Source organism: Bradyrhizobium sp. Kon69, from assembly GCF_055807515.1.
Map to the genome: position 1 here is coordinate 43,098 of NZ_JBVVOS010000034.1, position 18,985 is coordinate 62,082.

Sequence of the window (18,985 nt, forward strand, 5' to 3'; positions counted from 1 at the left end):
GAGCGGGTCCGCGACAGCCATTGCTGAGCAAGACGTCTATTCCGTTGCGCGCCTGCTGGCGCTGAAATCGTCCGCAACGCCCTCGGGTGCCGCGCCGCTTCCACGGGGCGGCACCATCAGCACAACCAATTCCCGCGTGAGACCGAGCCAGCCCCATAGCTGCGCCTGCACGATAAATTCCCGCTTGACGAAGTGCCCGGCACTCCCGGCCAGCCCGTCCATCCACAGGCTGCAATCATCCTGATCGCGGAAACAGAGCGCGGCCCAGCCGCGGTCCAGCGTCGTCTTGCGCGGCAAGCCCCCGGGATATTGATCCTCGAACGGCTGCACGTAGTGCGGGTGGTCCGGGCTGTAGAAGGCCAACGCGAAGGCCAGCGCATCGTCGCCGCTGACGGCGGCGAGCGGCTCGCCCGTCAGTTCGCGCCACTCGCGTGTCAATTCTCTGGCCGCCTCCGCGTAGAAATTACGCCCCTCCTCGTAGCCGTGATCGTTGCGGTAGACGGCATGGATCGGCGCGGCGACGAGGACCGCCGTGAGCGCAACGCCGGCCACGATCAAGGTGAGGTTGACGGTGTAAAAGCGCTCGATCGGATAATTCGTGCCGCAGACCACGAGAATGGCGAACAGAAACAATCCCTGCAAAGCCCAGAGCGACGGCAGATCGGTGCCTATCGCGAGCGAGACCAGAACCGGCAGCGCGATCGTGCCGACGGCAACGTAAAAGAGGAGCCGCAGGCCCGGATTCATCGCCGCGAAATCGTCCGGAAACTGCTTTAGCCGCGTGCCAGCGATGAACATCCAGCTGACGGCTGACACACTGATGGCCGCCAACAGCCCCAGAAGGAAGTTCCTGGCCTCACCGAGCGAGCTCACCGCAGTGCCGTTGGCATGGTTCAGCGCGTAGGTGAAGGTCGGTGCCCCCGTCGTGGCGAGCCAATGAACATGCGGTGACAGCGCCGCAAGCCCGACGACGACCGAGATCCAGGGCGAGGCGGACGTGAAATAGGCGCGTCGCGCCGGATGCGCCAGCGCGGCAAACGTGAAGCTCGCAATAAGGAAGATCGAATAATATTTGCCGGCCATGGCCAGCGCCGTCGTGACTCCCACCGCGATCGCCCACGACGCCGCGCGGGTCTCGAATGCGCGCAGGAAGCACCAGGTCGCCAGCGGCCAGACGGCCAGCAGCACCGCATTGGCATTGAAGCGCTGGGCATGGAATTGATAGGCCGGCGTCAGCATCAGGAGCAACAGCACCAGGACGCGCTTGTGCCCCGTCACGAATTGCCGCGCGATCCGGTCGACGAAGACCAGCGCAAGCCCGGCATTGGTCATCGCCATCAATTGCAGCGACCAGTCAGTGAGCGGAAAGATGGCGCTCCAGCTCGCGGCAACCCAGCCGGTCAATGGCGGATGCTTGGGGTAGCCCCACGCGAAATGCCGCCCCAGCGTCCAGGCCTCCAGTGTATCGGGATGCAGACCGCCGCCGGCATAGGCGACCGCCAGATACAGTGTCCAGATCGCGACGAAGCCGGCGATGAGAAGCGGCACGGCCCAGCCCGTCTCGACGCCATCGAGCCAACGCAGGAATGGCAGGCGCCATCGCGCCGGCGCGCGATCGGACCGTTGGGCCATCGCCTGGAATGCAAAATCGATCGGCACTGGAATCAAATGGAGGAAGGAAGGTGATGCGCAAGGACGGCACATCTAGTTCAGTACGGAAACAAATAGCAATGATTGGAAACTGGAAAAGTTTGAATTCACCGCCTTCTCAGCCGGCGCAAGGTCGACAAACGACCAAGATCGACAAACGACAACGGCGCCGCTGATGACAGCGGCGCCGCATGATGATCCGAACGAAAGGAAGAGCCTTCGCCCTACTCCGATTTGTCGACGTTCCAGAACAACGGGGTCGCGGGACCGTCGAGCACGCCGGTCAGCGATTTGCGCCAGCCGCTCGGCAGGAGATACTGCCCCAGCGGGATGTAAATCACCTGCTCATAGGCTTCCTTCTGGATGTCAGCGGCGATCTTCTTCTGATCGTCGAGCGAGGCGGCGCGAACGAAGTCGTCCTTGAGCTTTTCGATCTTGGCGTTCTCGGCCCAGCCGAACCAGCCCTTCTTGCCCTGGCCGCCGATCGAGAGATTGGCGATCGGGTTGGAAACGTCGGCCGCGACCCAGTTGGTGAAGAACATGTTCCAGCCGCCCTCCTTCGGAGGCTTCTGGCTGGCGCGGCGGCTCACCACCGTCTGCCAATCGGTCGCTTGCAGGTCGACCTTGAAGCCGGCCTCGCGCAGCAACTGAGCCGCAACGATCGGCTGCGCCTTCAGCGTCGTGACATCGCCGGGGGCCATGATCACGATCGGGGTGCCGTCATAGCCGGATTCGGCGAGCGCCTTCTTCGCTTCGGCCATGCCGTTGCCCTTCACCAGGGTCTCGGCACCGGCCTCGGTCGCGAACGGCGTATCGCACACGAAGAAAGCGCCGCAGACCTTCTGATACTTGGCGTTGCCGACGAGCGCGTCGAGAACGTCCTTCTGGTTTATGGCCAGGAAGGCAGCACGGCGCACTTTGACATTATCGAACGGCGGATAAAGGAAGTTCATCCGGCCGAGCGTCTGGAAACCGAACTTGTTCGAGACCTCGATCGTGATCTCCTTGTTCGCTTCCAGCAACGGGAGCATGTCGTAAGGCAGGTTTTCCACGAAGTCGATGTCGCCCGACTGCAAGGCGTTCACCGCGGTCTGCGAGTCCGGCATGGTGATCCACTCGACGCGGTCGACCTTCACCACTTTGCCGCCGGAGGTCCAGCTCGACGGCTCCTTGCGCGGCACGTAATCGGTGTTCTTGACGTAGACCGCCTTCACGCCCGGCTGGAATTCCGACTGCACGAACTTAAAAGGACCCGAGCCGATCTGCTCGGGGATCTGCTTGTCCGGCGGCGTCTCGGCGAGGCGCTTCGGCATCATGAAAGCAACGCGGGAGGACGGCTTGCCGATCGAGTCGAGCACGAGGCCGTAGGGCTCCTTCAGCCTCAGCGTGATGGTCTTGGCATCGGTCGCCTCGATGCTCGCGGTGAAGTCGAACAGTTTCTGGCCCATGCCGTCGACTGCGCCCCAGCGCTTGAGCGAGGCAACGCAGTCCTCCGCCGTCACCGGCGCACCGTCATGCCACTTCAGGCCGTCGCGCAGCGTGAACGTATAGGTAAGCTTGTCGTCGGAGATCTTCCAGTCCGCCATCTGCGGCTGGATCTTGAAGTTCGAATCGGGCGCCACGAGCGTGTCGTAGATCATGTAGCCATGATCGCGCGTGATGTAGGCCGTGGTGAAAATCGGATCGATGATGCGCAGATCCGAGTGCATCACCGCCGTGATGGTCTTGCCGGCCGCAAGCACCGGCGAGGCCAGTGCGGTCGAAAGCGCGACGACCGACAGCGCAAGTTTGGAGGCGAACGCGCGAGGCCCCCGGCGCATCAACTTAAACATAAAAAGTTCTCCTGACGTGAAACTGTTCAAAGGCAGGTTATTGATTGAGCATCCGGTTCGTTCTTTAGGCGAACTAACCTCATGCAATGCCTTTATCTTTTCGAGACTTGCAGACAGTGCCGAGCGCGTCAATCCGGTTTCGCTGCAAGCCCAAGCGGCGCGCGCACGGGCTCCACAAGGATCGGTTTGGCTCTACAACGCTCTCTGCCTGTCCTGCCCCGCGCCAATGCAATGCGCGTTCCATGTTCCAAGCCCAAGAGACATTCGAGAGACATTCGAGAGACATTCGAGAGACATTGAGATGAATCCAGCCAATCTTCCCTTCGATTCCGAAGCGATGCTCCAGGGCCTGCGCGGCTGGGTGGAATGCGAAAGCCCGACCTGGGACGCGAGCGCCGTCAACCGCATGCTCGATATCGCAGCGCGGGAGATGGCGATCATGGGTGCGACGATCGAGCGCATCGCCGGTCGCCAGGGCTTTGGCGGCGTGATCCGCGCACGCTTTCCGCATCCGAAGCAAGGCGAGCCCGGCATCCTGATTGCCGGACACATGGATACCGTCCACCCCACGGGCACCATTGAGAAGCTGAAATGGCGCCGCGACGGCAGCAAGTGCTACGGACCCGGCATCTATGACATGAAGGGCGGCAATTACCTTTCGCTGGAAGCGATCCGCCAACTGGCCCGCGCCTCGTTCACGACGCCGCTGCCGATCACCGTGCTGTTCACGCCCGACGAGGAAGTCGGCACACCTTCCACGCGCGATATCATCGAGGCGGAGGCCGCGCGCAACAAATACGTGCTGGTGCCGGAGCCCGGCCGCGCTGACAACGGCGTCACCACCGGACGTTATGCCATCGCGCGTTTCAATCTCGAGGCGACCGGCCGGCCCAGCCACGCCGGCGCGACCTTGTCGGCGGGCCGCTCGGCTATCCGCGAGATGGCGCGGCAAATCCTCGCCATCGACGCGATGACGGGCGAGGACTGCACGTTTTCGGTTGGCGTCGTGCACGGGGGTCAATGGGTCAATTGCGTTGCCACGACCGCCACCGGCGAAGCGCTTTCGATGGCCAAGCGCCAGGCCGACCTCGATCGCGGCGTTGAGAGGATGCTGGCGCTCTCCGGTACAACCAATGATGTCACCTTCAAGGTGACGCGCGGCGTGACACGTCCGGTCTGGGAGCCCGATGCCGGCACCATGGCGCTGTATGAAAAGGCGCGCGGGATCGCCAAGTCGCTCGGCGCAGAACTGCCGCATGCGAGCGCCGGCGGCGGCTCCGACGGCAATTTCACCGGCGCATTGGGCATCCCGACTCTCGACGGCCTGGGCGTGCGTGGCGGCAACGGCCACACGCTCGAAGAGTATATCGAGGTTGAAAGTCTGGTCGAACGCGGCCGGCTGATGGCGGGGCTGCTCGCGACTCTGGAGTAACGGTGCGAGCCACATCGCCAAAACCGGGCCAGATCACCGAAACAATTTGACCGCACTGCAAAAACGGTGGCCCGGATGGCATGGGAATTGCTGAAATGTTAGGCTGGTGGCAGAACCCCAGGCTCCAGCCGCTGTCTCTGATTTGACTCTAATCTGACGGGATCCAACTTGCTCGGATATCTCCTTCGCCGAATTCTCGCCGCCGTGCCCGTGATGGGCGTGGTGGCGCTGTTCGTCTTCCTCCTGCTCCGCCTCACCCCGGGCGATCCCGCCGCGATTCTGGCCGGCGACAACGCCACGCCGGAGCGGCTCGAGCGCATCCGGACCTCGCTCGGCCTCAACGAGCCGCTGATCGTGCAGTTCATCACCTGGCTGAACAAGCTGCTGCACGGCGATCTCGGAACTTCACTCATCTCCAACCTTCCGGTCATGAAGATGATCGGCCAGCGGGTCGAGCCGTCGATCTCGATCGCGCTGTCGACCATCATCCTCGCCGTCATCGTCGCTGTTCCCCTGGGCGTGATCGCGGCCTGGAAGCACGGCACCTGGATCGACCGCTTCGTGATGGGCCTGTCCGTGCTCGGCTTCTCGGTGCCGGTGTTCGTGGTCGGCTACATCCTGATCGAGGTCTTCGCGATCGACCTGCGCTGGGTGCCGGTGCAGGGCTTCCGCAGCATCTCGAACGGTTTTGGGCCGTTCTTCGAGCGCATCATCCTGCCCACCTGCGCACTGTCCTTTATCTACATCGCGTTGATCGCGCGCATGACGCGCGCGGCGATGCTCGACGTGCTCGGCGAGGACTACGTCCGCACCGCGCGCGCAAAAGGCATCAACGAAGTCGCCGTGATGATGCGCCATGCGCTGCGCAACGCCGCCGTGCCCGTGATCACCGTGATCGGTACCGGCTTTGCGCTTTTGATCTCCGGGGTCGTCGTCACCGAGAGCGTGTTCAACATCCCCGGCATCGGCCGTCTCACAGTGGATGCGGTGCTGGCGCGCGACTATCCGGTGATCCAGGCGATGATTTTGCTGACGTCGTTGATCTATGTCGTCGTCAATCTCCTGATCGACGTCGCCTACACGCTGCTTGATCCCCGGATCCGGTACTAGGGCTAAGGATAACAACAAGAATGTCGGTCGATACCCTTCCCCAGTCGTCCATCCCGATCACGTCGCCGCTGCGGCCGCGCTTCGGATTCCTGACCTCGACACCGATCATCGCGGCAGCGACCATCTGTTTGGCGTTGGTTGTGCTGATCTCGATCCTGGCGCCGTTGATCGCGCCGTATGATCCGATCCAGCTTGCGCCCTCGCAGCGGCTGAAGCCCTCTTCGGCGCAATTCCTGCTCGGCACCGACGCCTATGGCCGCGACCTGCTGTCGCGCGTCATGTATGGCGGACGCATTTCGCTTCTGATCGGCATCGGCTCGGCGATCATGTCGATCGTCATTGGGTTGGCGATCGGCCTCGTCTCCGGCTTCTTCAAGCTGGTCGATTCCGTCATGATGCGGATCATGGACGGCCTGATGGCAATGCCGAGCATCCTGCTGGCAATCGCCGTGGTGTCGCTGTCCGGCGCCAGCCTCTGGACCGTGCTGATCGCGATCACGATCCCCGAAGTTCCGCGCGTGGCACGCCTGGTGCGCTCGGTCGTGCTGTCGGCGCGCGAAGAGCCCTATGTTGAAGCGGCGATCTCGGTCGGCACATCCCTGCCAAAGATCATGTGGCGGCATTTGATGCCGAACACGATCGCACCGCTGATCGTGCAGGGCAGTTACGTCTGCGCCTCCGCGATCCTCACCGAGGCCATCCTCTCCTTCCTCGGCGCAGGCATCTCGCCGGAAACGCCGACCTGGGGCAACATCATGGCCGAGGGCCGTCAGTACTTCCAGCTCAAGCCGACGCTGATCTTCTGGCCGGGCCTGCTGCTCTCGATCGCCATCCTCAGCATCAATTTGATCGGCGACGCCGCCCGCGACGCACTCGATCCGCGCATGAAGCAGCGGGAAGGCAAATGATGACCGATCAAGTGATGACCAGCCCGATCCTCGACATCAACAACCTCGTCGTCTCCGTCGGCAAGAAGCCGAATGCTGCAAACATCATCGATGGCATCTCGATCCAGGTGCACGAGCGCGAGACGCTGTGCCTCGTCGGCGAAAGCGGCTCGGGCAAGTCGGTGACCTCGCTGACCACGATGGGTCTGCTGCCGAAGGGCACGCTGATTCCGACCGGCGGAAGCGTCAAGCTGGTCGGCGAGGAGATTCTCACCGCGACCGACCGCCGCCTGCGCCAGCTCCGCGCGACCCGGATGGCGATGATCTTCCAGGAGCCGATGACGGCACTCAATCCGGTGATGCCGGTTGGCCGCCAGATCGACGAGGTTCTCCGCGCGCACACCAAACTCGACGCGAAGGCGCGCAAGAAGCGCATCCTCGACATGATGGAGCAGGTGCGGCTGCCCCAGGTCGAGCGTATCTTTGCCTCCTACCCTCACCGCCTCTCCGGCGGTCAACGCCAGCGCATCATGATCGCGATGGCACTCGTGCTCGAACCGAAGCTTCTCATCGCCGACGAGCCGACCACCGCGCTCGACGTCACCACGCAGAAGCAGATTTTGACCCTGATCCGCGACCTCCAGCGCGATCACGGCACCGCCGTGCTGTTTATTACCCACGACATGGGCGTGGTCGCCGAAATCGCCGATCGCGTCGCGGTGATGCGGCAAGGCCGATTGGTCGAGACCGGAACGCTGGATTCCATCCTGCGCAATCCGACCATGGAGTACACCCGCAACCTGCTCTCCGCAGTGCCGAGCCTGGTGCCGCGCGCGGCGCGGCCTGAGACCAAGGAACCGGTGGTGCTGGAGGCCAACGAGCTTGGGAAGGTCTATCGCGAGCGCGCGTTCTTCGGTAAAGGCCGCGAAGTCGTCGCCGCCGACAAGGTCACGCTGACGCTACGCAAGGGTCGCACGCTCGGCATCGTCGGCGAGAGCGGCTCAGGCAAATCGACCGTGGCGCGCTGCATCGTCCGCCTGATCGACCCGACCTCCGGCGGCATCCGCCTCTCCGGCCGCGAGATCTCGGACATTTCGCGGCGGCTGTTGCAGCCGCATCGCAAGAAGATCCAGATCGTATTCCAGGACCCCTACCGCTCGCTCAACCCGCGCGTCACCGTCGGCGAAAGCATTGCGGAAGGCCCGATCAATTATGGCGTGTCGCATGCCGACGCAACGAAGCGTGCGCGCGAATTGCTCGAGCTGGTCGGCCTGCCCGCCGATGCGGTCGCGCGCTATCCGCACCAGTTCTCCGGCGGCCAGCGTCAGCGCATTGCGATCGCCCGCGCGCTCGCGCTCGACCCCGACGTGCTGGTCGCGGACGAGGCGGTCTCCGCCCTCGACGTCTCCGTGCAGGCGCAGGTGCTGGACCTGTTCGACGAGATCCAGAAGCGGCTCGGCATCGCCATCCTGTTCATCACTCACGATCTGCGCGTCGCCGCTCAGATCTGCGACGAGGTCGTGGTGATGCAGCACGGCCGCGTCGTCGAGCAGGGCCCGGCCGCCGAAGTGCTGACGCATCCGAAGGAAGCCTACACCAGAGCCCTGCTCGAGGCAGCGCCGGGCCGCGGCTGGGATTTTGCGAACTTCCGGCCGGTGGCCGAGGGCGTCGCGGCCAGCGCCTAGTTTCTCTCCTCGTCATTGCGAGCGCAGCGAAGCAATCCAGAATCCCTCCGCGGGGACAACCTGGATTGCTTCGCCGCGTTCGCAATGACGGCGGTTGCGACAAGCATTCCCAAAACGGCTTGACGCCATGCATGGCGCGATTGCTTCCCGGCTTGCTCTCGCCGCAAGCACAGGGCTAACGTCGCGCACTTTCAATTGCTGGACTTGAGTTGATGACACGTATCGCCGTCGGCGGCTTCCTGCACGAGACCAACACCTTCGCTCCGACGAAGGCGACGTTCGCGGACTTCCAGCACGGCGGCGGCTGGCCGGCGATGACGCAAGGACCCGACGTGCTGAAGGTGATGCGCCGCATCAATGTCGGCCTCGCCGGTTTCGTCGACAGCGCCGAGGCCCTCGGCTGGGAACTCATCCCGACCATCGCTTGCGGCGCCAGCCCCTCGGCGCATGTCACCAGGGACGCCTTCGAGCGTATCGTCAAGACGATGGTCGAGGCCATCGCGGCCGCCGGCCCCATCGACGCCGTCTATCTCGATCTGCACGGCGCGATGGTCACGGAACATCTCGACGACGGCGAAGGCGAGATTCTGGCCCGCGTGCGCCGCGTCATCGGCAAGGACATTCCGCTGGTCACCAGCCTCGACCTGCACGCCAACGTCACCCCCGAGATGATGGAGCATGCGGACGCGCTGATCGCCTACCGCACCTATCCCCATGTCGACATGGCCGAGACAGGCCGTGCCTGCGCGCGACACCTCGCATTGCTCTTGAAGACAAAGCAGCGTTTCGCAAAATCCTTCCGGCAATTGCCGTTCCTGATCCCGATCAGCTGGCAGTGCACCAACGACCAGCCGACCAAGGGCGTCTACGAAAAGCTTGCCGCGCTCGAGAGCGACGCGGTTCCGACGCTGTCCTTCGCGCCCGGCTTCCCCGCCGCCGATTTCCGCGATTGCGGGCCGAGCGTGTTCGCCTATGGCAAGACGCAAGCCGACGCCGACGGTGCGGCGGATGCGATCGTGAAACTGATCGAAAGCCACGAGGACGATTTCGACGGCAAGATCTGGTCACCCGATGACGGCGTGCGCCACGCAATGGAACTCTCGAAGGGCGCGAGTAAGCCGATCATCATCGCCGACACCCAGGACAATCCCGGCGCCGGCGGCGATTCCGACACCACCGGCATGCTACGCGCGCTGGTACGCAACAAGGCGAGTGCCGCGACCGGCGCGATCTACGATCCGGAATCGGCCAAAGCCGCGCATGAAGCCGGCGTCGGCGCCACCGTGACGCTGTCGCTCGGCGGCAAGTCCGGCATTCCCGGCGACGAGCCCTATCGTGAGACCTTCGTCGTCGAAAAACTCTCCGACGGCCGCTTCATTGCGCCCGGTCCCTACTATGGCGGCCGCGAGATGGAGATGGGCCCGTCCGCCTGCCTTCGCATCGGCGACGTCCGAATCGTCGTCTCCTCGCACAAGGCGCAGCTCGCCGATCAGGCCATGTACCGCTATGTCGGCATCGAGCCGACCGAAGAGAAGATTTTGGTCAACAAGAGCTCGGTGCACTTCCGCGCCGATTTCGAGCCGATCGCGGAAAAGCTGATGATCTGCGCTGCCCCCGGCGCGATGCCCGCTGACACAGCCACGCTGCCGTGGACGCGCCTGCGGCCGGGCATCCGCATCAAGCCGAACGGCCCGGTTTTCACTCCCTCCTCACGCTAACTGGACAGAACACATGCCCACAATCGACCGCATCGACGGCTATGCCGACGAACTCACAGCCATCAGGCGCGACCTCCACGCCCATCCGGAAATCGGCTTCGAGGAAGTGCGCACCTCCGGCATCGTCGCGGACAAGCTGAAGAGCTGGGGCATCGAGGTGCATCGCGGTCTCGGCGGCACCGGCGTGATCGGCGTCATCAAAGGCAAGGGCTCGGGCAGCAAGCGTATCGGGCTTCGCGCCGACATGGACGCGCTGCCGATGGAGGAGAACACCAATCTGAAATGGAGCTCGAAGATCCCGGGCCGCTTCCACGGCTGTGGCCATGACGGCCACACCACCATGCTGCTCGGCACCGCGCGCTACCTCGCCGAAACCAAGAACTTCGACGGCACCGTACACCTGATCTTTCAGCCGGCCGAGGAAGGTCTCGGCGGCGCCCGCGCGATGATCAAGGACGGGCTGTTCGAGAAATTTCCCTGCGACGAACTCTACGGCCTGCACAACGCGCCCGACCTCAACCACGGCGAGATCGCGATCCTGCCCGGCCCTGCGATGGCCAGCGCCGACTTCTTCGACCTCCGCATCACCGGCTACGGCGCGCACGGTGCGATGCCGGAGCGCTCCAAGGACGCTGTGATCATCGCGACCACGCTGGCGCAGGCGATCCAAACCATCGTCAGCCGCAACGTCGAGCCGCTGCAGGCCGCAGTCGTCTCGATCACGCAGATTCACGCTGGTTCGGCGTACAACGTCATCCCCGGCGAGGCGCATCTTTGCGGCACCATCCGCACTTTCTCGAAAGAAGTCCGCACCCTGATCAGTGAACGCATTCGCACGATCTGCGCCGGCATCGCGAGCGCCTATCAGTGCGTGATCGACGTCGACATCCGCGACACGTTCGATGTGCTGGTCAACCAGGTCGAGCAGTCCAAGGTGGTCGAGGAGGTCGCGCGCACCATCGTCAACCCCGCCAACGTGATCACCCGCGCCCAGCCGAAGATGGGCAGCGAGGATTTCGCCGACATGCTGCAAACCATTCCCGGCGCCTATTTCTGGGTCGGCCACGACGGCTCGGTACCCGTGCACAATCCCGGCTTCGTGCTCGACGACAAGATCCTGCCGATCGGTGCCAGCATGTTCGCCCGGATCATCGAGACCCGGATGCCGGTGGGTGCCCATGCATAAAAAGAGCGTCGAAGAGGAAGTCACCTCGCTGCACGATCTCTCCGCGGTCGATCTGATCGCGGGCTATCGCGCCAAGCAGTTCTCGCCGAGCGAGGTGCTGGAAGACGTGCTCGCGCACGTCGCCGCGTGGGAGCCGCACCTCAAGGCGCTCTATGCATTCGATCCAGACGGCGCGCGCGAGGCCGCGAAGGCCTCGACCGCGCGCTGGTCCGGGGGCGAGCCCTCCGGCGCGCTCGACGGCGTGCCGGTGACCGTGAAGGACAACATCGCGACCAAAGGCGTGCCGGTGCCGCTGGGCGCGGCCAGCGTCAAGCTGGTGCCGGCCGAGAAGGACGCGCCACCGGCCGCGCGGCTGCGCGAGGCCGGTGCGATCATCTTCGCCAAGACCACCATGCCCGATTACGGCATGCTGTCTTCGGGGCTGTCCTCTTTCCATGCGCTCGCGCGCAATCCCTGGGACCTCTCCAAAAATCCGGGCGGCTCCAGTGCCGGCGCGGGCGCCGCTGCGGCGGCCGGCTATGGTCCGCTGCATCTCGGGACCGATATCGGCGGCTCGGTCCGCCTGCCCGCGGGCTGGTGCGGCCTCGTCGGATTCAAGCCAAGCTTTGGCCGCGTGCCGATCGATCCCGCCTATGTCGGCCGCGTCGCCGGTCCCATGACCCGCACCGTCGACGATTGCGCGCTGATGATGAGCGCGATCGCAAAACCCGATCGCCGCGACGGCACGAGCCTGCCCGCGGAGCCCCTCAACTGGAAGGGGCTGGAGAAATCCCCGCGCAAACTCCGCATCGGATTGATGCTCGATCCCGGCGTTGGCCTGGCGCTGGAGAAACCGGTGCGCGAGGTCGCGGTGAAGGCGGCGAAGGCGTTCGAATCCGCAGGGGCCGTCGTCACCGAAGTCGACGGCATCCTCACGCGCGAGATGCTCGACGGCCTCGACAACTTTTGGCGCGCACGGATGTGGGACGACCTGTCGAAGCTGACGCCCGCCGAACAGGCCAAGGTGCTGCCCTACATTTTCAAGTGGGGCGAGTCCGGCGCGAAGCTGTCGGGTGTCGACGTCATCAGGGGCTTCAACCAGACCATGGCAATCCGCGCCGCGGCATCAAAGCTGTTTTGCGAGCTCGACTATGTGATCTCGCCGACCGCGCCGAACGTGAACTATCCGGCGGAGTGGGCCTCGCCGACCAACGATCCCATGAAGCCGTTCGAGCATATCGCCTATACCGTGCCGTGGAATATGTCGGAGAATCCGGCGATCTCCATCAACGGCGGCTTCGACGCCAAGGGTTTTCCCATCGGCGTGCAGATCGTCGGCCGCCGCTTCGACGATATCGGCGTGCTCGGCATGGCCAAGGCCTTTGAGAGCCTGCGCGGGCCGCAGAAGCCCTGGCCGAGCCCGCCGGCGAAGTAATCTACATACTCCGTCATGGCCGGGCTTGTCCCGGCCATCCACGTCTATACGCTTGCACTGAAGCAAGTACGTGGATGCCCGGGACAAGCCCGGGCATGACGGCAGGCTGCGTAGCAACACCAATAACAAAGAAAAGGAAGGAAACCACCATGGCGTATGAGACGATCAAATACGATGTCGCCGAGCAGATCCTCACCATCACGCTGAACCGGCCCGACAAGCTCAACGCCTTCAACGCGCAGATGCAAGGAGAGCTGATCGACGCGTTCGACGCCGCCGACAAGGACGACGACGTCCGCGCCATCATCGTCACAGGCGCCGGCCGCGGTTTTTGCGCGGGCGCAGACCTTTCGTCGGGCGCCGACACCTTTGATCGCGACGCACGGCGCGGGCCCGTCAAACGCTTTGCCGACGGCAAGGTCGACTACAGCGATTCCCAGGTGCGCGACGGCGGCGGCCAGGTGACGTTGCGCATCTTCAAATGCCTCAAGCCTGTGATTGCTGCCGTGAACGGTCCCGCGGTCGGCATCGGCGTCACCATGCAGCTCGCGATGGACATCCGCATCGCCTCCGACGCCGCGCGCTTCGGCTTCGTGTTCTCCCAGCGCGGCATCGTGCCCGAGGCCGCCTCGAGTTGGTTCCTGCCGCGCATCGTCGGCATCTCGCAGGCGCTGGAATGGTGCTATTCGGGCCGCGTCTTCCCGGCGCAGGAAGCCCTCGCGGGACGTCTCGTCAGCAAGGTCGTAGCCCCCGATGATCTGCTGCCGACCGCGCGCGCGCTTGCCAAGGAATTCGCGGCCAAGACGGCGCCGGTGTCGGTGGCGCTGATCCGCCAGATGATGTGGCGCATGATGGGCGCCGACGATCCGATGGAAGCCCACAAGGTCGACAGCCGTGGCATCTACGCCCGCGGCCGCTCGGACGATGTGAAGGAAGGCGTGGTGTCGTTCCTGGAGAAGCGCCCGGCGCAGTTCAAGAACAAGGTATCGAGCGACATGCCGGATTATTTCCCGTGGTGGACGGAGCGCGAGTACAAGTGAGGCATCGTAGGGTGGGCAAAGCGAAGCGTGCCCACCATTCTTGTCACGGCTGCCGATAAATGGTGGGCACGGCACTCACGCGCCTTTGCCCACCCTACAGCACCGTCACTCCATCACCAACGCCACACGCCCGATCGCCTTGCGGTCGAGCAACAGCCGCATCGCCTTCGCAACCTCCTCCAGTGGCAGGCGGTGCGAGACGTTGGGGCGCAGCTTGCCCTGCTCGGCCCATTGGAGCAACGCCTTCAGGCGCACCTCGCCGAGCGCGGGATTTTTCCGTACCGCTTCGCCCGCTCGCACGCCGAGCACGCTCGCACCCTTGATCAGCAAGAGATTGGTTTTGGCCGAGCCGACGCCGCCGGTGAAGCCGATCACCAGGAGCCGAGCACCCCAGTTGATACAGCGCATCGAATTCGCGAACACCTCGCCGCCGACGGGATCGAACACGACGTCGACACCGCGACCGTCGGTGATCCGTTTGACGGCATCACGAAACGGCTCGCGGTCATAGCGCACGAGATGATCGGCGCCGCGCGCCTTGGCGATTGCGAGCTTTTCGTCGCTGGACGCCGTCGCGATCACGGTCGCACCCAGCATCTTGCCGATCTCGACGGCAGCAAGGCCAACGCCCCCGCCGGCGCCATGCACCAGCAGCACCTCGCCCGGCGCAACCCGGCCGCGGTCGATCAGCGCATGATAGGCGGTGCCGTGCCCGGCGAGATAGGTCGCGGCTTCCGCATAGTCGAACGTCGATGGCATTGGCGTGAGCTGCGACGGCGTCACCAGGGCTTCATCCGTGAAGGCGCCGTGCCGCATCTTGACGATGACCTTGTCGCCGACGGCGACGCCGCTCGCCTCTGCGCCGACCTCGGTCACGTCGCCGGCCGCCTCCATCCCCGGCGTAAACGGCAGCTCCGGCTTGAGCTGGTATTCGCCGGCCGCCATCAGCACGTCGGGAAAATTCAGGCCGGCGGCACGGATCGCGACGCGCACTTCGCCCGGCTTCAGCTCGCGCGACGGAAACTCTTCGAGCTGCAACGCTTCGGGCGCGCCGAGCGCGCGGCAGACGACTGCCCGCACCATCAGGCCGCGCTCGCCTTGCCGCGCAGCAGCGCTTCGCGGATCAACGGCAGGCGGTCGTTGCCGAAATACATGTCGGTCTTGCCGACGAAGATCGTCGGCGAGCCGAAGCCGCCGCGGGCGACGACCTCTTCGGTGTTGGCCTTGAGCTGATCCTTGATCCCCTGCTCCGAAATGCCCGCGAAGAATTTCTGCTCGTCGACGCCCACCTTCCTGCAGATCTCGGCGAGCACTGAATCCTGCGAGATGTCCCTGTCCTCGCCCCAATAGGTCTCGAACACCGCCGTGGCGAAAGGCACCGAGTCCTGCCCGAGCCAGATGCAGCCGCGCATCGCTTTCACGCTGTTGACCGGAAATACCGTCGGCGGCATCTTGATCGCGAGACCGGCCGAGCGCGACCAGTCGGCAAGATCCTTTTTCATGTAGCGCGCCTTCAACGGCACCGGTGTCTCACGCTGCGCATAGACACTTGGGTTGACCGTATTGAAGATGCCGCCCACCAGGATCGGCCGCCAGATGATCTCCGCGCCAACCTCCCTGGCCAGCGGCTGGATGTTATGGAAGGCGAGATAGGTCCATGGGCTGGAACAGTCGAAGAAGAATTCGATCATGGCGTTTCCCGTCCGGCGCCGCCGGTTTCAAGGCGACTTTTGTTGTTCTGTACCTCGACGTTAAGACATGGCAGGAAGGGGCGCAATCATAACCCCGCCGCGAGGGCCGCCATGCTGTTTCCAACCACGATCGCCGGCTCCTTGCCGAAGCCGGAATGGCTCGCCGAACCCAACATGCTCTGGGCGCCCTGGAAGTCGCAAGGCGACGAGCTCGTCCGCGCCAAGCGCGATGCGACAATGCTTGCCGTCAAAGTCCAGGAGGATGCCGGCATCGACATCGTCACCGAGGGCGAGCAGGCCCGGCAGCATTTCGTCCACGGTTTTCTGGAGAAGATCGAGGGCATCGACTTCGCCCACAAGGTCGAGATGGGCATCCGCAAGGATCGCTACAAGGCGATGGTGCCGCAGGTCGTCGCCCCGCTCCGGCTGAAGAGCCGCGTCCACGCCGACGAGGCGCGCGTCGCCCGCGCGCACACCAAGAAGAAGCTGAAATTCACCCTGCCCGGCCCGATGACCATCATCGACACCATTGCTGATCGCTACTATGGCGACCGCGTCAAGATGGCCTTTGCGTTCGCCGAACTCCTGAACGAGGAAGCCAAGGCGCTCCAGGCCGACGGCGTCGATCTCGTGCAGTTCGACGAGCCCGCGTTCAACGTCTACATGGACGAGGTCAACGATTGGGGCATCAAGGCGCTCGAGCGCGCCGCGCAGGGCCTGACCTGCGCCACGGCCGTGCACATCTGCTACGGCTACGGTATCAAGGCCAACACCGACTGGAAGGAAACGCTCGGCGCGCAATGGCGGCAGTACGAGCAGATCTTTCCCGCGATCGACGCCAGCCCGATCCAGCAGGTCGCGATCGAGTGCCGCAACTCGAAGGTGCCGCTCGACCTGCTTGCCCTGCTCAAGTCCAAGATCGTGCAGGCCGGCGTGATCGACGTCGCCAGCGACACGGTGGAGACGGCCGAGGATGTCGTGCAGGTGATCGACGCAGTGTCGAAATTCGTGCCCAAGAGCAACATCATCGCCACGACCAATTGCGGCATGGCGCCGATGCGGCGCGAGATCGCCGAAGCCAAGCTGATGGCGCTCGGCGCCGGTGCCGCGCTGGCCCGCGAGAAGCTGGGATGATCACGACGCGCGTGTCTTAGTCCAGCGCCGTCGGATGCAGCACGGGCCGGTAGCCGGCCTCGAGCGCGCGCAGCGTTGAGGGCGGCGTCAGCAACTTCATGTCGTCGAGCTGACGCGCGTCCTTGGCATAGCCCGCCGGCGACCACAGCAGGGCCCTCCCCTGCATTATCAAAAAGCTCTTCTCGCCCTGTTGCACCATCGCGCCATCCGGCAATTCCGCGAGCGGCCTCGGCAGCGCATGCAGCCGTTTCTTGCCGCGATCGAGCCGTTCCCGATGCAGTACGGCATCCATCGCCTTGGCGCTGATGCCGCTTGCACCATTCCCTGCTTCCCATGCAACGCGAAAGCGTTTGGCATCATCGCGGCGGCAGAAGAAGCAGGGACGGTGGCCTGCGGCAAAGGCCGTGGCTTCGTCAAGAAAGAACAGCTCGGTCCAGCTCCGCCGCGCCATCACCGGCCGCCGCCATCCCCGAAATTCGCACAAGCAGGTGATCCAGGCCGGCGACGACCAGCGCTTTTTCAATAGCGTCTTGGTTGCGGGATCATGGATGATGCCGCGGTTACCGGTGAACAGCCCGCGATGCGGCGTCGCGATGATCTCGCCAGTCGGCGTGACGCGGTTTTGCAGGGGCATGGTCGCCTCCGCCCGTCATTGCGAGGAGCGAAGCGACGAAGCAATCCAGATTATTTCCGCGGACACATTTCTGGATTGCGTCGCTGCGCTCGCAATGACGGTGATACTCACGCCGCCCCGTCGCGAAGTGGCGGGTGGTAGGACAGCGCGGTGTCCCAGGGGAAGAAGATCCAGGTGTCCTGCGAGACTTCCGTGATGAAGGTATCGACCAGGGGACGTCCCTTCGGCTTGGCGTAGACGGTGGCGAAATGCGCATCGGGCAGCATCGCGCGCACCAGCTTGCCGGTCTTGCCGGTGTCGACGAGGTCGTCGACGATCAGGAGCCCCTTGCCGGTGCCGCCGCCAAGCTTCATCACGTCTTCGGAAATGCCCTTCAGCACTTTGAGGTCGCCCTGCTTGTCGTGGTCGTAGCTGGCGATGCAGACCGTATCGATCACGCGCACGCCAAGCTCGCGCGCCACGATCGCCGCCGGCACAAGGCCGCCGCGGGTGATCGCGATCACCGCATGAAACGGACCAACCTCGTTGAGCCGCCAGGTCAGTGCCCGGCAATCCCGGTGGAACTGGTCCCACGAGACCGGAAAGGGGCGGCCCGCCCGTTCTTCCGCACTCAGTTCCGGTGCTTCACCAGCCATCGTCGTCTCCTGCTTCGTCTGCCGGCAGCTAGGTTGCTAGCGGGTGATGTTCAATCCCGCCAGCATTGCCTTCACTGCCGCCATTGCGGCTGCGAGCTTGTCCGCATCGCGCGAGCGCACCACCAGATTGGTGTTCGGCTTCTGCTCTTCATCCATGAAGGGATAGCTGCCGATGATTGTGTCGGGATGTTGGGCGGCAATCGCCCGCAGCGGGCTGCCGATGTCACCCTCCCGCGCATTGGCGCGGACCGATTCGGAGAGCATGCGCACGCCCGATTTCAGCTTGGGCGAGACGATGTCCATCATCGCCTGCATGATCGAGGGCACGCCCGCCATCACGATGACATTGCCGATCTTGAAGCCGGGGGCGAGGATGGTCGCGCTCTGGATCAACTCGGCACCATCGGGGATGCGGGCCATGCGCAGGCGGGCCTCGTTGAGGTCCTGCTCGCTCCAGCGCTCGCGGAAACGGGCGACCACCTCTGGATGATGGTCGATCCCGACGCCGAACGCCTTGGCGACGCTGTCGGCGGTGATGTCGTCATGGGTCGGCCCGATGCCACCGGTGGTGAAGACATAGGTGTAGCGATGCCGCAGCGCATCCAACGCGGCAATGATGTCGGGCTCGTCGTCGGAGACGACCCGGACCTCCTTCAGGTCGATGCCGATATTGGTCAGGTATTCGGCGATGAAGCCGATGTTCTTGTCCTTGGTCCGGCCGGACAGGATTTCGTCCCCAATGACCAGAATACCCGCCGTGACGATCTCGCTCATACCTCAAGTCCCTCACCTATCGGCCCGACTTTGCCGAGGTAACGCGTTGAAGTCACGCGCTTTTGCTGCCGAAATAAGCACTCCTCAGCCATTTTTTCAGGCAAGCCGCCGGCCATCCCCGGCAAATGTCCTCTCCCCATGCTTATCGCGCTGGCCCGGCCCT

Annotated in this window: 16 protein-coding genes; 9 read left to right on the forward strand and 7 right to left on the reverse strand. The window is 64.2% G+C overall.

Going from position 1 to position 18,985, the window contains the following annotated elements; all coding sequences use genetic code 11:
• Positions 1 to 36: 36 nt before the first annotated feature.
• Both AC0L3U_RS33435 and AC0L3U_RS33440 read right to left on the reverse strand, forming a co-directional pair.
• Complete coding sequence (locus AC0L3U_RS33435) at positions 37 to 1,632, reverse strand: glycosyltransferase family 39 protein (RefSeq protein ID WP_473364584.1); 1,596 nt, start codon at positions 1,630 to 1,632, stop codon at positions 37 to 39.
• A 242-nt stretch (positions 1,633 to 1,874) separates the two neighbouring features.
• The gene (locus tag AC0L3U_RS33440; RefSeq protein ID WP_473364585.1) at positions 1,875 to 3,482 is read right to left on the reverse strand and encodes an ABC transporter substrate-binding protein; all 1,608 of its coding nucleotides are present in this window, start codon (positions 3,480 to 3,482) and stop codon (positions 1,875 to 1,877) included.
• A 301-nt stretch (positions 3,483 to 3,783) separates the two neighbouring features.
• Between AC0L3U_RS33440 and AC0L3U_RS33445 the strand changes: the two genes are divergently transcribed.
• The 8 genes from AC0L3U_RS33445 (at position 3,784) to AC0L3U_RS33480 (ending at position 13,954) form a co-directional block, all read left to right on the forward strand.
• A complete protein-coding gene (locus AC0L3U_RS33445; protein WP_473364586.1) occupies positions 3,784 to 4,914 on the forward strand; it encodes a M20/M25/M40 family metallo-hydrolase in 1,131 nt (376 codons plus the stop codon).
• Positions 4,915 to 5,082: 168 nt separating this feature from the next.
• The gene (locus AC0L3U_RS33450; protein ID WP_007602533.1) at positions 5,083 to 6,024 is read left to right on the forward strand and encodes an ABC transporter permease; all 942 of its coding nucleotides are present in this window, start codon (positions 5,083 to 5,085) and stop codon (positions 6,022 to 6,024) included.
• A gap of 20 nt (positions 6,025 to 6,044) precedes the next feature.
• The gene (locus AC0L3U_RS33455) at positions 6,045 to 6,932 is read left to right on the forward strand and encodes an ABC transporter permease (RefSeq protein ID WP_007611875.1); all 888 of its coding nucleotides are present in this window, start codon (positions 6,045 to 6,047) and stop codon (positions 6,930 to 6,932) included.
• 14 nt (positions 6,933 to 6,946) lie between these two features.
• Positions 6,947 to 8,596 (forward strand): ABC transporter ATP-binding protein, encoded by a 1,650-nt coding sequence (locus AC0L3U_RS33460; protein ID WP_473364605.1) that lies wholly within the window; start codon positions 6,947 to 6,949, stop codon positions 8,594 to 8,596.
• Between the two features lie 212 nt (positions 8,597 to 8,808).
• Positions 8,809 to 10,314: a M81 family metallopeptidase gene (locus AC0L3U_RS33465; protein WP_473364587.1), complete on the forward strand. Its 1,506-nt coding sequence runs from the start codon at positions 8,809 to 8,811 to the stop codon at positions 10,312 to 10,314.
• A gap of 13 nt (positions 10,315 to 10,327) precedes the next feature.
• Positions 10,328 to 11,500 carry a M20 aminoacylase family protein gene (locus tag AC0L3U_RS33470; protein WP_473364588.1) on the forward strand — a complete coding sequence of 391 codons (1,173 nt, stop codon included), beginning with the start codon at positions 10,328 to 10,330 and terminating at the stop codon, positions 11,498 to 11,500.
• On the forward strand, positions 11,493 to 12,914 hold the full coding sequence (locus AC0L3U_RS33475; protein ID WP_473364589.1) for an amidase: 1,422 nt from the start codon (positions 11,493 to 11,495) through the stop codon (positions 12,912 to 12,914). The genes AC0L3U_RS33470 and AC0L3U_RS33475 overlap by 8 nt, the downstream gene beginning before the upstream one ends.
• Before the next feature lie 149 nt (positions 12,915 to 13,063).
• Positions 13,064 to 13,954, forward strand: coding sequence for a crotonase/enoyl-CoA hydratase family protein (locus AC0L3U_RS33480; RefSeq protein WP_027567763.1), 891 nt, complete (start codon positions 13,064 to 13,066; stop codon positions 13,952 to 13,954).
• Between the two features lie 105 nt (positions 13,955 to 14,059).
• On the opposite strand, the gene AC0L3U_RS33485 is transcribed toward AC0L3U_RS33480, so the two are convergent.
• Both AC0L3U_RS33485 and AC0L3U_RS33490 read right to left on the reverse strand, forming a co-directional pair.
• Positions 14,060 to 15,037 (reverse strand): NADPH:quinone oxidoreductase family protein, encoded by a 978-nt coding sequence (locus AC0L3U_RS33485; protein ID WP_473364590.1) that lies wholly within the window; start codon positions 15,035 to 15,037, stop codon positions 14,060 to 14,062.
• On the reverse strand, positions 15,037 to 15,645 hold the full coding sequence (locus tag AC0L3U_RS33490; RefSeq protein WP_473364591.1) for a DsbA family protein: 609 nt from the start codon (positions 15,643 to 15,645) through the stop codon (positions 15,037 to 15,039). The genes AC0L3U_RS33485 and AC0L3U_RS33490 overlap by 1 nt, the downstream gene beginning before the upstream one ends.
• 111 nt (positions 15,646 to 15,756) lie before the next feature.
• Between AC0L3U_RS33490 and AC0L3U_RS33495 the strand changes: the two genes are divergently transcribed.
• On the forward strand, positions 15,757 to 16,779 hold the full coding sequence (locus AC0L3U_RS33495) for a methionine synthase (protein WP_473279637.1): 1,023 nt from the start codon (positions 15,757 to 15,759) through the stop codon (positions 16,777 to 16,779).
• A gap of 16 nt (positions 16,780 to 16,795) precedes the next feature.
• On the opposite strand, the gene AC0L3U_RS33500 is transcribed toward AC0L3U_RS33495, so the two are convergent.
• The 3 genes from AC0L3U_RS33500 to AC0L3U_RS33510 form a co-directional block, all read right to left on the reverse strand.
• Complete coding sequence (locus AC0L3U_RS33500) at positions 16,796 to 17,413, reverse strand: hypothetical protein (RefSeq protein WP_473364592.1); 618 nt, start codon at positions 17,411 to 17,413, stop codon at positions 16,796 to 16,798.
• 107 nt (positions 17,414 to 17,520) lie between these two features.
• Positions 17,521 to 18,048 (reverse strand): xanthine phosphoribosyltransferase, encoded by a 528-nt coding sequence (gene gpt / locus AC0L3U_RS33505; RefSeq protein ID WP_007602504.1) that lies wholly within the window; start codon positions 18,046 to 18,048, stop codon positions 17,521 to 17,523.
• Between the two features lie 36 nt (positions 18,049 to 18,084).
• Positions 18,085 to 18,822: a competence/damage-inducible protein A gene (locus AC0L3U_RS33510; RefSeq protein ID WP_473364593.1), complete on the reverse strand. Its 738-nt coding sequence runs from the start codon at positions 18,820 to 18,822 to the stop codon at positions 18,085 to 18,087.
• Positions 18,823 to 18,985: the final 163 nt, after the last annotated feature.